The sequence below is a fragment of the Burkholderia sp. BCC1972 genome (assembly GCF_905339605.1).
Lineage (GTDB): Bacteria > Pseudomonadota > Gammaproteobacteria > Burkholderiales > Burkholderiaceae > Burkholderia.
On sequence record NZ_CAJPGH010000003.1, the window covers coordinates 201,645 to 214,211 of the forward strand.

General features: G+C 66.2%; 13 protein-coding genes. 2 read left to right on the forward strand and 11 right to left on the reverse strand.

The annotated features are described in order from the left end of the window. Nucleotides 1–100: 100 nt before the first annotated feature. The gene (gene flgE, locus U5798_RS06590) at nt 101–1,345 is read left to right on the forward strand and encodes a flagellar hook protein FlgE (RefSeq protein ID WP_322081596.1); all 1,245 of its coding nucleotides are present in this window, start codon (nt 101–103) and stop codon (nt 1,343–1,345) included. A 98-nt stretch (nt 1,346–1,443) separates the two neighbouring features. Here flgE and asd read toward each other — a convergent pair whose 3' ends face one another. The 8 genes from asd to U5798_RS06630 form a co-directional block, all read right to left on the reverse strand. Beyond that, nucleotides 1,444–2,565, reverse strand: coding sequence for an aspartate-semialdehyde dehydrogenase (gene asd / locus U5798_RS06595; RefSeq protein WP_322081597.1), 1,122 nt, complete (start codon nt 2,563–2,565; stop codon nt 1,444–1,446). Between the two features lie 85 nt (nt 2,566–2,650). After that, the gene (locus U5798_RS06600) at nt 2,651–2,770 is read right to left on the reverse strand and encodes a hypothetical protein (RefSeq protein ID WP_006487736.1); all 120 of its coding nucleotides are present in this window, start codon (nt 2,768–2,770) and stop codon (nt 2,651–2,653) included. A 110-nt stretch (nt 2,771–2,880) separates the two neighbouring features. After that, nucleotides 2,881–3,948: a 3-isopropylmalate dehydrogenase gene (leuB, locus tag U5798_RS06605; protein WP_322081598.1), complete on the reverse strand. Its 1,068-nt coding sequence runs from the start codon at nt 3,946–3,948 to the stop codon at nt 2,881–2,883. Nucleotides 3,949–4,028: 80 nt separating this feature from the next. Next, the gene (leuD, locus tag U5798_RS06610) at nt 4,029–4,679 is read right to left on the reverse strand and encodes a 3-isopropylmalate dehydratase small subunit (RefSeq protein WP_011548097.1); all 651 of its coding nucleotides are present in this window, start codon (nt 4,677–4,679) and stop codon (nt 4,029–4,031) included. Between the two features lie 67 nt (nt 4,680–4,746). Next, a complete protein-coding gene (locus tag U5798_RS06615; RefSeq protein ID WP_124446617.1) occupies nt 4,747–4,893 on the reverse strand; it encodes an entericidin A/B family lipoprotein in 147 nt (48 codons plus the stop codon). A 3-nt stretch (nt 4,894–4,896) separates the two neighbouring features. Continuing rightward, nucleotides 4,897–6,306 carry a 3-isopropylmalate dehydratase large subunit gene (gene leuC, locus U5798_RS06620; RefSeq protein ID WP_124446615.1) on the reverse strand — a complete coding sequence of 470 codons (1,410 nt, stop codon included), beginning with the start codon at nt 6,304–6,306 and terminating at the stop codon, nt 4,897–4,899. Nucleotides 6,307–6,543: 237 nt separating this feature from the next. Continuing rightward, entirely contained in the window at nt 6,544–7,302 is a 759-nt protein-coding gene (locus U5798_RS06625) for a Tat pathway signal protein (RefSeq protein ID WP_322081692.1), read from the reverse strand. A gap of 32 nt (nt 7,303–7,334) precedes the next feature. Next, entirely contained in the window at nt 7,335–8,156 is an 822-nt protein-coding gene (locus U5798_RS06630) for a hypothetical protein (RefSeq protein WP_322081599.1), read from the reverse strand. Nucleotides 8,157–8,571: 415 nt separating this feature from the next. Here U5798_RS06630 and U5798_RS06635 point away from each other — a divergent pair, with 415 nt between their 5' ends. Continuing rightward, nucleotides 8,572–9,297, forward strand: a complete 726-nt coding sequence (locus U5798_RS06635; protein ID WP_322081600.1) for a glutathione S-transferase — start codon at nt 8,572–8,574, stop codon at nt 9,295–9,297. A 168-nt stretch (nt 9,298–9,465) separates the two neighbouring features. Here the strand turns inward: U5798_RS06635 and U5798_RS06640 are convergent, their stop codons facing one another. The 3 genes from U5798_RS06640 to U5798_RS06650 all read right to left on the reverse strand — a co-directional run bounded on the left by U5798_RS06640 (nt 9,466) and on the right by U5798_RS06650 (nt 12,423). Beyond that, nucleotides 9,466–10,998: an amino acid permease gene (locus tag U5798_RS06640; protein ID WP_322081601.1), complete on the reverse strand. Its 1,533-nt coding sequence runs from the start codon at nt 10,996–10,998 to the stop codon at nt 9,466–9,468. Nucleotides 10,999–11,101: 103 nt separating this feature from the next. Continuing rightward, nucleotides 11,102–11,566 carry an Lrp/AsnC family transcriptional regulator gene (locus tag U5798_RS06645; protein WP_044843805.1) on the reverse strand — a complete coding sequence of 155 codons (465 nt, stop codon included), beginning with the start codon at nt 11,564–11,566 and terminating at the stop codon, nt 11,102–11,104. A gap of 98 nt (nt 11,567–11,664) precedes the next feature. Then, on the reverse strand, nt 11,665–12,423 hold the full coding sequence (locus U5798_RS06650) for a dimethylarginine dimethylaminohydrolase family protein (RefSeq protein WP_124446607.1): 759 nt from the start codon (nt 12,421–12,423) through the stop codon (nt 11,665–11,667). Between the last annotated feature and the right edge of the window lie 144 nt (nt 12,424–12,567).

Consider the following 12,567-nt stretch of genomic DNA (forward strand, 5'->3'; position numbering starts at 1 on the left):
AAGGCGGGGGTGCGACCGGCCGGGCTGGCGCCGTGCAGTGCCGGAAGTCAGCGCAGTCGCAAGACTGCATTTACTCAACAGCTCGTTACGGGGATCGAACATGGGCTATCAGCAGGGTTTGAGCGGGTTGGCCGGCGCGTCGAGCAATCTCGACGTGATCGGCAACAACATCGCGAACGCGAACACGGTCGGCTTCAAGCAGGGGCGCGCAAACTTCGCCGACATGTACGCGAATTCGGTCGCGACGTCGGTCAACACGCAGATCGGCATCGGCACGCAGCTCGCGTCGGTGCAGCGGAATTTCGGCCAGGGGACGATCAATACGACGAAGTCGTCGCTCGACGTCGCGATCAACGGCAACGGCTTCTTCCAGATGTCGAGCAACGGCGTGACCACGTACTCGCGCGACGGCACGTTCCATCGCGACAAGAACGGCGCCATCGTCGACTCGCAAGGCCGCAACCTGATGGGCTACGCGGCGGGCGCGGGCGGCGTGATCAACACCGCGCAGACCGTGGCGCTGCAGGCGCCGACCAGCAACATCGCGCCGCGCGCGACGAACACGATTACCGGCCAGTTCAACCTGAACGCGCAGGACAAGGTGCCGGCCAGGACGCCGTTCAATGCGAGCGACAGCACGACGTACAACTACAACGCGTCGATCCAGGTCTACGACACGCTCGGCGGCTCGCAGCAGGTCGCGATGTACTTCGCGAAGAGCGCGGCCGGCACGTGGCAGGCATACGCGGGCGTGCAGGGCCAGGCGCCGACGAATCTCGGCACCGTCACGTTCGACGCATCGGGCCGGATCAGCTCGACGACGTCGGCCGCGACCGGCCAGCCGACGCCGGGTCTCGGCCAGTTCGCGTTCTCGATTCCCAACACGACGGGCGGAGCCAACCCGCAGAACCTGACGCTCGACCTGGGCGGCACGACGCAGTACGGCGGCAAGGACGGCGTGACCAATCTCGCGCAGGACGGCTTCGCGAGCGGCACGCTGACGACGTTCTCGATCGGTACCGACGGCAAGCTGACCGGCAACTACTCGAACGGCCAGAGCGCGGTGCTCGGCCTGATCGCGCTCGCGAACTTCAACAACCCGAACGGGCTCGTGAACGTCGGCGGCAACCAGTATGTCGAATCCGCCGCTTCGGGCGTGCCACAGGTCTCCGCGCCGGGCAGCACGAACCACGGCACGCTGCAGGGCAGCGCGCTGGAAAACTCGAACGTCGACCTGACGACCGAGCTCGTGAACCTGATCACCGCGCAGCGCAATTACCAGGCGAACGCGCAGACGATCAAGACGCAGCAGGCCGTCGACCAGACGCTGCTGAGCATGCGCTGATCGGCCCATGAAAAAACGCGCCGCGCCAGCCCTGGACCCAGGGCCGACGCGGCGCGTATCGTATGCGGTCCGGCCCGCGGGCCGGACATGCAGCGGATTTACTTGTCGAGCAGGATGCGCAGCATGCGGCGCAGCGGCTCGGCCGCGCCCCACAGCAGCTGGTCGCCGACCGTGAACGCCGACAGGTATTCGCCGCCCATCGCGAGCTTGCGCAGGCGGCCGACCGGCACCGTCAGCGTGCCCGTGATCTTCGCCGGCGACAGGTCGCGCATCGACGCTTCGCGCTCGTTCGGCACGACCTTCACCCAGTCGTTCGCCGACGCCAGGATGCCGTTGATCTCGTCGAGCGGCACGTCCTTCTTCAGCTTGATCGTCAGCGCCTGCGAATGGCAACGCATCGCGCCGATCCGCACGCACAGGCCGTCGACCGGGATCGAACCGGGCTCGCCCATGGCCGGCTTGCCGAGGATCTTGTTGGTTTCAGCGCCGCCCTTCCACTCTTCCTTCGACATCCCGTTGCCGAGATCCTTGTCGATCCACGGAATCAGCGAACCGGCCAGCGGCACGCCGAAGTGGCTCGTCGGCATTGCATCGCTGTTCATCGCGGCCAGCACGCGGCGGTCGATGTCGAGGATCGCGGAAGCCGGATCGGCGAGCTGTTCCTGCACCGCGCCGTTCAGCGCGCCCATCTGCGACAGCAGCTCGCGCATGTTCTGCGCGCCCGCGCCCGATGCGGCCTGGTAGGTCATCGCGGTGATCCAGTCGACGAGGTTCTCGCGGAACAGGCCGCCGAGCGCCATCAGCATCAGGCTGACCGTGCAGTTGCCGCCGATGAAGTTCTTCGTGCCCTTGACGAGCGCGTCCTTGATCACGTCGAGGTTGACCGGATCGAGGATGATGACCGCGTCGTCCTGCATCCGCAGCGACGATGCCGCGTCGATCCAGTAGCCGTTCCAGCCGGCCGCGCGCAGCTTCGGGAACACGTCGTTCGTGTAGTCGCCACCCTGGCACGTGATGATCACGTCGCACTTCTTCAGCTCGTCGACGTTGGTCGCGTCCTTGAGCGTAGTCTCGTTTTTCGCGAACGACGGCGCCTTGCCGCCCGTGTTGCTGGTGCTGAAAAACACCGGTTCGATCAGGTCGAAATCGCCTTCTTCCTGCATGCGCTGCATCAGGACGCTGCCGACCATGCCGCGCCAACCTACGAGACCTACGTTCATGACTAACCCTTTGCTTTGAATGGAGCTTCCCCGCCATTTCCGTCCCCGCGTGACCGCGCGGGGAAACAGGCGGGCACGACGGCGATCAGCGTTTAATGATCGTTTTCGTGGTAATGGTTTTCGTGATGACGATGGCGCGCGCACCCACACGGGCAGTGTTGCCGTGGAGTTTCAGGACCGGGGAGATCAGGGAAATCAGCGCCATCGTTCGAGTCTACACAAAGCCGGTGGCCCGCACAACGGCCAACCGCGGGCGAACCGGCCGATTTTCACGGCCCGTTCGCGCCCTTTCTACGTTATCGGTGCCGCATCGCGTTACAGCGCCGCGACCACCGCGTCGCCCATCGCCGTCGTGCCGACCTGCTTGCAGCCCGGCGTTGCGATGTCGCCCGTACGGTAACCCTGTTCGAGCACCGTTTTCACCGCGTGCTCGATGCGATCGGCCTGCTCCGCCCGATTCAGCGAATAGCGCAGCATCATCGCGGCCGACAGGATCGTCGCGAGCGGGTTGGCAATGCCCTTGCCCGCGATGTCCGGCGCCGAACCGTGCGACGGCTCGTACAGGCCCTTGTTGTTCTTGTCGAGCGACGCCGACGGCAGCATGCCGATCGAACCCGTCAGCATCGACGCTTCATCCGACAGGATGTCGCCGAACATGTTGCCCGTGACGATCACGTCGAACTGCTTCGGCGCCTTCGCGAGCTGCATCGCCGCGTTGTCGACGTACATGTGCGACAGCTCGACGTCCGCGTATTCCTTCGACACGTCGATCATCACGTCGCGCCAGAACTGCGACGTTTCGAGCACGTTCGCCTTGTCGACCGACAGCAGCTTCTTCGCGCGCTTGCGGGCGGCCTGGAACGCGACGTGCGCGATGCGGCGCACTTCCGGTTCCGAGTAGCGCATCGTGTCGAAGCCTTCGCGCTCGCCGGCGAACGGGCCGTCCGGTGCAGCGCGCACGCCGCGCGGCTGGCCGAAGTAGATGTCGCCGTTCAGTTCGCGCACGATCAGGATGTCGAGGCCCGCGACGAGTTCGGCTTTGAGCGGCGACGCATCGACGAGCTGCGGATAGCAGATCGCCGGGCGGAAGTTCGCGAACAGCTCGAGATGCTTGCGCAGCCCGAGGATCGCCTGCTCGGGGCGCAGCGCGCGCTCGAGCGAGTCGTACTTCCAGTCGCCGACCGCGCCGAACAGGATCGCGTCGGCTTCCTTCGCGAGCTTCAGCGTCGCGTCGGGCAGCGGATGACCGCTCGCCTCGTAGCCCGCGCCGCCGACCGGCGCCTGTTCGAGTTCGAACGTCTCGTCGAGTGCGTTCAGCACCTTCACGGCTTCATTGACGATTTCCGGACCGATGCCGTCGCCGGGCAGCACTGCAATCTTCATGCGAAATTCCTGACTGGGTAGGTTTTATGAGGCAGGCCGGCGAACGCGCCGCCGGCGCGCTCGCCCGAAAAGGCACGATATCAGCCGACCAGCTTGGTGTTGAGCCACGGCTGCTTCACGAGCCGCTCGGCCTCGAACTGGCGGATCTTGTCCGCGTGGCGCAGCGTGAGGCCGATGTCGTCGAAGCCGTTCAGCAGGCAGTACTTGCGGAACGCGGCGATCTCGAACGGATATTCGCGGCCGTCGCCCGCGCGCACGACCTGTGCGTCGAGGTCGATCGTCAGTTGAAAGCCGTTGAACGCGACCGTCTCGTTGAACAGGTGATCGACCTGCTGCTCGGTCAGCACGATCGGCAGCAGGCCGTTCTTGTAGCAGTTGTTGAAGAAGATGTCCGCGAAGCTCGGCGCGATGATCGCGCGGAAGCCGTACTGCTGCAGTGCCCACGGCGCGTGCTCGCGCGAGCTGCCGCAGCCGAAGTTCTTGCGCGCGAGCAGCACCGACGCGCCCTGGTAGCGCGGCTGGTTCAGCACGAAGTCGGGATTCAGCGGACGCTTCGAGTTGTCCTGGCCCGGCTCGCCGTGATCGAGGTAACGCCATTCGTCGAACGCGTTCGGACCGAAGCCCGTGCGCTTGATCGACTTCAGGAACTGCTTCGGGATGATCGCGTCGGTGTCGACGTTCTCGCGATCGAGCGGCGCCACGACGCCGGTATGTACAGTGAATTTTTCCATGATCCGTCTATCCGGTTGAAGGGCCGGCACGCGGCCGGCACACATCGACAAATTCTCGGTGGCGGTGTCAGTCCGCGGCGCGCTTGAGCGCGTTGCCCGCGGCGTTGACGTCCTCGCCGAAGCCTCGGACGGTATTGCAGCCCGCGAGGCCGAAGCCCAGCCCCGCCAGCGCCAGCGCGGCAACCAGCCGCGCGATGACCTTCGATACCGTCACGCGTTACCCCAGCTGGCGAATATCGACGAAGTGACCTTCGATCGCCGCGGCTGCCGCCATCGCGGGGCTCACGAGGTGCGTGCGACCGCCCGCGCCCTGCCGGCCCTCGAAGTTGCGGTTCGACGTCGACGCGCAGCGCTCGCCCGGATCGAGCCGGTCGGCGTTCATCGCGAGGCACATCGAGCAGCCCGGCTCGCGCCATTCGAAGCCGGCATCCGTGAACACCTTGTCGAGCCCTTCGCGCTCGGCCTGTGCCTTCACGAGGCCCGAGCCCGGCACGACCATCGCGAGCCGCACGTTCGACGCGACACGACGGTTCAGCTTCTTCACGACATACGCGGCCGCGCGGATATCCTCGATCCGTGCGTTCGTGCACGAGCCGATGAAGATCTTGTCGACCTTGATCGATGCGATCGGCGTGTTCGGCTCGAGCGCCATGTATGCCAGCGCGCGCTCCATCGCGTCGCGCTTGACCGGATCCTTCTCGCGCTCGGGATCGGGCACGCGACCGTCGATCGACGTGACCATTTCCGGCGACGTGCCCCACGTGACCTGCGGGACGATCTCGGCCGCGTTCAGCTCCACCACGCGGTCGAACTGCGCGCCGTCGTCCGACTTGAACTGGCGCCAGTATTCGACGGCCTGATCCCATTCCGCGCCGGTCGGCACGAACGGACGGCCCTTCAGGTATTCGATCGTCGTGTCGTCCACCGCGACCATGCCCGCGCGCGCACCGGCTTCGATCGCCATGTTGCAGACGGTCATGCGGCCTTCCATCGTCAGCGCGCGGATCGTCGAGCCGCCGAATTCGATTGCGTAGCCCGTGCCGCCTGCCGTACCGATCTTGCCGATGATCGCGAGCACGATGTCCTTCGCGGTACAGCCGCGCGGCAGTGCGCCCTCGACCTTCACGAGCATGTTCTTGCTCTTTTTCTGCAGCAGGGTTTGCGTCGCGAGCACGTGCTCGACTTCCGACGTGCCGATGCCGTGCGCGAGCGCGCCGAACGCGCCGTGCGTCGACGTGTGCGAATCGCCGCACACGATCGTCATGCCCGGCAGCGTCGCGCCCTGCTCCGGCCCGATGATGTGCACGATGCCCTGGCGCACGTCGTTCATCTTGAACTGCGTGATGCCGAACGCATCGCAGTTCGCGTCGAGCGTGTCGACCTGCAGCTTCGAGACGGGATCGGCAATGCCGTGGCTGCGGTCCGTCGTCGGCACGTTGTGGTCCGACACGGCGAGGTTCGCGCTGATGCGCCACACCGGACGCTGCGCCATCTTCAGCCCTTCGAACGCCTGCGGGCTCGTGACTTCGTGCAGCAGCTGACGGTCGATATAGAGCAGGGTCGTGCCGTCTTCCTCGGTGTGGACCACGTGGGTGTTCCACAGTTTGTCGTAGAGAGTCTGTGCCATGGGTATGCGGGGTCGTTGTGACTACAAGCCTTGCGGATGTGGTCGATTATGCCACGCAGCGCGCGTCGCGGCGCAGGCCGGACGCGAAAAAACCCATTAAAAACAGTGGTTTGGCTGGTAGTGCCAATACCTGTATCGGCATTACCCGGCAACCGCGGCACGCACGATCCGTGCGAGCGACAAACGCGCAGACGCGTCGCGCGGATCTCGTTGCGCCGTGCCCCTGCGCCGGCGGCGTCAGCCGTTCGGGTACTCGCGGTTGATCAGGTCGAGCCGCAGCATCGCGAGCTGCATGCCGGCGTTGCTCAGCAGGTAGAGGTCGCGCCGCCGCATGGCCGGCATCTGCGCAGACGCATCGTAGAGCGGCGGCAGCGCGAGGCCTGCCGGCACCGCCGCCTGCATCCCCGCCGCATTCGACACGCGCACGGCGAGCGACGCCTGGTCCGAATGCGTGACGACGCCAACCTTGCCGAGCGCCGCGGCGGAGCCGGCTTGCTTGACGATCGCGGCCACGACACCGTCGGGCGTCGGGATCGGGCTGCCGGCGGCCAACGCAGGCGTCGCGATCGACGTCACGCCGGCCGTCAGACCGTATTTCGACGCGAGCACGCTCGCGATCTCCTGCTGCGCGAAGATCGGCGCCGCGACCTTCTGCCGAAGCTGGAACACGGCGTCGGCAATCGCCTCGTTGACGGGGCCCGGTACGGGTGCCGCGGCCGATCCACCGGCGCGGGTGCCGAAGCTGAATGCGGCGACCGTATTGATGGCGGCCACAGTGAAGGTCGGCGGTGCCCACGAGAAAAACGTGTCGAGCAGATAACCGGTTGCGTCGGTGGCGGTCGCGCGATCGTTCAGTTCGTTGGTCAGCTTGCCGAGCATCTGGCGCTGCAGTTCGGCATCGGTGGCCGGCGCGTCGCTCGCGAATACGGGCGCGGCAGCCGCGCACGAGGCGGCGAGGACGGAAGTGGAAGCCAGGAAATGGCGGCGGGTAGTCATGGTCATGAGAGTCGAATGGGGAGCGAAGGACGTCAGCCCTTCGGGAACGCCTGCATCGTCGCGGTCATCGCGCGCGTCAGCATCTGCGCATACATGTCGTGCACGAGGTAGAGGCTGCGATTGCGTGTCCACGGCTGGCCCGACTGCGCGTCGTACGTGGTCGGCAACGGCACCTCGGCGACGGCAGCCGCCTTCATGCCCGCCTGCCGCGACGTCTGGATGCAGCGCTTCGCGTGATCGCGATGGCCGACCACCGCGACGGTGCCCATCGCCGCCGCCCCGCCCGCGCGCGACACGGCCACGGCCGCGACGCCTGCGGTGCTCAGGTACACGATCGAGCCGTCGCTCGCGATCACCGGCTCGACCGACGACAGCACGTCGGTGCCCATCCCGTATTTCGACACGAGGAAACGCGCGATTTCCCACTGCGCATAGACCTTGACGGGCTTCAGCTGACGGATGCGGTACACGGCGTCCGCGAGCGCTTCGTTCACGGGCCCCGGATCGGGCAGCGCGGACTGGTTGCCGCCGGTGCTCGACGTGTTGCCGCTCGCCGCGTTCGGACGGTTGCCGAAGCTGTACGCGACGATCGCGTCGATCTGCGCGGCCGGCACGGTCGGCAGGTCCCACGTAAAGCCGACGTCGGTCATCGCCGGGACGATCGCATTGACCGTCGCCGCATCGCCGAGCTGTGCATTCAGCTTCGCGGACATCTGCGCGGCGAGCGCGCTGTCGGCGATCGGTGCCGACGTGACATCGTCGCCACCGCATGCGCTCAGCAGCGACGAAGCCGCGACGGCTGGCGCGGCGGCGAGGAATTTTCTTCGGGACGAAGCCGGGGAATGCTGACTCATGAGCACGATACGCAATGATGCGAATGCCGACCGCGCCTGACCACAGGCAGCGCCAACGAAATTCGCGGGGTCAAGAGGAAAGGCAATCGAGCAAGCACGCGCGAACCGGAATCGCGACGCGTCGCCGATCGACGAAGCGCGATCATAGGCGGCGTTGGTTAAATTGCGGTGAAATCGCCGATCGAATCCGCTCGATCGCCGCGCCGTTTCGCCGGTGGACGACCCTGTTTCACAGGCGGCAAGCGAATCGCATGCCTGTTTCGCCGGTGGCGCGATCGCTGCTGGCGCGCGTGGCACACGTTGCGCGCGGCGCTTTTCCTGCAATCGCCTAGACTGTCTGTTCGCAACGGGCGGCGCGCGGCCGCCCGGTCGTCACGATGCCGGCAGCATCCGGTTCAACGAACAGGACAACAGCATGCGATATGAACTCTATTACTGGCCCGAGATCCAGGGCCGCGGCGAATACGTACGGCTCGCGCTCGAGGCAGCCGAAGCAGACTATGTCGATGTGGCGCGCGAATCGGGGCGCGGGATGGGCGTGTCGGCGATGATGCGCATGATGGACAGCACGAAGGCCGAATGCGTGCCGTTCGCACCGCCGTTCCTGAAGGCAGGCGACGCGGTCGTCGGGCAGACGGCGAACATCCTGCTGTTTCTCGGCGCGCGGCTCGGGCTCGCACCCGACGACGAAGCCGGCCGGCTGTGGGTACACCAGCTCCAACTGACCGTCGCCGATTTCGTCACCGAGATCCACGATACGCATCACCCGATCGCCAGTTGCCTCTATTACGAGGACCAGAAGGCGGAAGCGGCCGAGCGCGCGGCCGATTTCCTCGAGAACCGGCTGCCGAAATTCCTCGGCTACTTCGACCGCGTGCTCGGACAGAATCCGCACAAGAGCGGCTATCTCGCGGGCAATGCGCTGAGCTATGCAGACCTGTCGATATTCCAGATCGTCGAGGGCCTGCGCTATGCGTTTCCGAAAGCGATGAAGCGCGCGGAGCGGAAAATCCCGGCGCTCGTCGCGCTGCATGACCGCGTCGCGCAGCATCCATCCGTCGCGCGCTATCTCGCATCGGAACGCCGCATCCCGTTCAACGACATGGGAATCTTCCGGCACTATCCGGAGCTGGACGCTTAACAGCGCGGCACCTGCCGCAGAAAGTGCGCGCGCGGGTCGATTTCATGAAAGCGCAGTTGGAGCACGCGCGCTGAGCGCGCCATTCGCGCATCGTCGCTCAGCGGCTCGAAGCAAAGCCGGCCGCGCAATGCGACCGGCTCCCGTTACAGCGCTGTCGCCGGCGCACGGTCAGTGCGGCTGCCCGTGCTGCCCGGCCGCTGCGTCGACGGCCTCGACCGAGCGCGTCAGCCAAGGCCCGATCTCCATCTCCTCGTAGCGCACGAGCCGGCTCTTGCGCGCGCGGCGATACGCCCACCAGATCGCGATGAACAGCGGAATCCACACATAGATCGACAGCACTTCCATCCAGTCGATGCGTGCCGCGAAGAACGCCTGGTAATCCTGCCCGAGCGAAATCACGATGCAGATCGCGATCGCGAACAGCGGCCCGAACGGGAACCACTTTGCGCGGTACGGCAGCTGGTCGAGCCGGTAGCCCTGCTTCAGGAAGCCCTTGCGGAACCGGTAATGGCAGACCGCGATACCGAGCCACGCGATGAAGCCCGTGATGCCGACCGTATTCAGCAGCCACAGATAGATGCCCTGATTGTTGGTCAGCGACGTGAGGAAGCACAGGCCGCCGACGGCCATCGTCGCGTACAGCGCGTTGCGCGGCACGCCGCCCGGCGACAGCGTCGCGAACATCGCCGGCGCGCGCCCTTCCGCTGCGAGGTTGTACAGGATCCGCGTCGCCGCATAGGTGCCGGAATTGCCGGCCGACAGCACGGCTGTCAGGATCACCAGGTTCATCGCACCGGCGGCGAGCGGGAAGCCCGCATGGCTGAACACCAGCGTGAACGGGCTCACGCCGATGTCGGTCACGTCGCTCTTCAGCAGGTTCGGGTCGGTGTACGGCACGAGCAGGCCGATCACGAAGATCGCGAGCACGTAGAACAGCATGATCCGCCAGAAGATCTGCTTCACCGCGTGCGGAATCGTCTTGCGCGGATTTTCCGATTCGCCGGCCGTGATCCCGACCAGCTCGGTGCCGAGAAACGAGAAGCCCGCGATCAGCGCGACGCTCATCATCGCGTGCACGCCGCCGACGAACGGCGCGTCGCCCGTCGTGAAGTTGTGCCAGCCGACCGGATGACCGTTGCCGAGCACGCCGGCCGCGATCAGCAGCCCCGCCGCGATGAACGCGATCACGGTGACGACCTTGATCAGCGAGAACCAGTATTCCGATTCGCCAAAGCCGCGCACCGACAGCGTATTGAGCAGGAAGATCAGCACGAGGAAGCCCGCGCCCCACCATACGCCCGGCACCGCCGGAAACCAGTAGCGCATCACGATCTGCGCGGCGACCAGCTCGATCGCGATCGTCACGGCCCAGCTGTACCAGTAGGTCCAGCCAAGCGCGACGCCGAAACCTTCGTCGACGTACTTCTCGCCGTAGATCGCGAACGAGCCCGACACGGGCATCAGCGCCGCCATCTCGCCGAGCCCGGTGACGACGAAGTAGACCATGATCCCGATCGCGAGATACGCGGCGATCGCCCCGCCCGGCCCCGCCTGCGCGACCGACGCGCCTGACGCGACGAACAGCCCCGTGCCGATCGAGCCACCGATCGCGATCATCGCGATGTGACGGCCCTGCAGACGGCGCCTGAGCGTCGTCCCGGACGGCGCGGCCGTCTGCGCTGCCGCTTGCATAGCATCCATAGTGTTCACCCTGATTGTGATCCAGCCAGTCGATTTGGTTCGGAATGCAAATCGATTGACCTGGTCATTCGCCTCGCAACCGGCCCTGCCCGGCCCGGTCGTCTCACACGACGCTGCGCTTGATCGCCTGCAGTTCGGCCGTCGTGACGATCTTCTCGATCCGGAACCGCGGGCTTTCCAGCCACGCGTTCGCGATCCGCCGGTACTCGTCGAGATCCTCGCACGCGAGCCGCACGAGAAAATCGAACGTGCCGCTGACGAGCCAGCAATCGAGCACGGCCGGATTCGCGCGCATTTCATCCTCGAACGGCGCCTGCGAACGCCCATGGTCGGCCAGCACGATCTGCGCGATCACGACGATCGGCTTGGTCGCGCGCGGCGCCTTGATCACCGCGCGGTAGCCTTCGATCACGCCGAGCGCCTCGAGCCGCTCCACGCGCGCCTGGCAAGGCCGCGGCGTGAGGTTCACGAGCTCCGACAGTTTCCGGTAGGAAATCCGTCCGTCGGTACGCAGGATGTCGAGGATCCGGAGATCGATCTTGTCGAGCTGCATCTTCTTGTCGGTCATCCGCGTTCGCTCCGGTCGGATCGTGGCTGGTGCGCGGAGCGTCTCCTTGTCCGCGCGGGGGCCACATTATCCGGCCGAAGCGGCCGCGCGCCAATCGGCTAGAACCGCAGCGACAGGCAGGTCAGGCCGCCGTCCATCTTGCGGAACTCGCTCGTGTCGATCACGTGCAGCGGCAGCCCGAGCGGCGCGATCGCGTCATGGACGCGCGGATAGCCGGCCGGCGTGATCAGCGTGCCGTTCACGCGCAGCGTGTTGCCCGCGTATTCGTCGGCAGCGGAGATCGCGATCCGGCGATAGCCGGCGAACGCCGGATGCGCGGCCAGCGCCTCGGTCACGAGCAGCGTGTCGTCGCCGAGCGCGTTGACGACCGACTTCAGGTGCAGGCCGGCGCCGACCGGCACCGCGACGACCGAGTAGCCGTAGCGCGACACCAGCGATTCGAATGCGGCGATGCCTTCGGCATCGGTGCGGCCCGTCAGGCCGATGAAGAAGCGCTTGCCGACCAGCATCACGTCGCCGCCGTCGAGACGGCCGTCCTGCATCGGCAGCAGGTCGCGATGCGCGGCGAGCGCCGCTTCGATGTGCACCGTCTCGCCGCGCCGCGCGGGCGCGCCGGGGCGCGTGATCACCGCGAATTCCGGCGTCACGACCGCAACGTCCTCGACGAAATGCGAATCGGGGAACGCGTCCAGAGGCGGCAGCTCGGTCAGCGCGACGCCGAGCGTGCGCAGCGCGTCGCAATATGCATGGAACTGCGTGAGCGTCTTGTCGTAGTCGGGTGCGCCGAGTTCGGCGGTGGTCAGGCCCGCGCCGCAGGACGGTGCGGGACGGCGAACGATCGCTTGCGTGAATTGCATCGACTCCTCCGTGGTCTGCGCCGCACCCTTGCGGAGCGAGGGCCAGCGGCGTTGTGTCCGGACCATTATCGGAAGCCAAATTGCGCAATTCGTGTCGATTTCGGCTGCACCGACAGCCGATTGCGTCGAATTGCGCGCGGCACG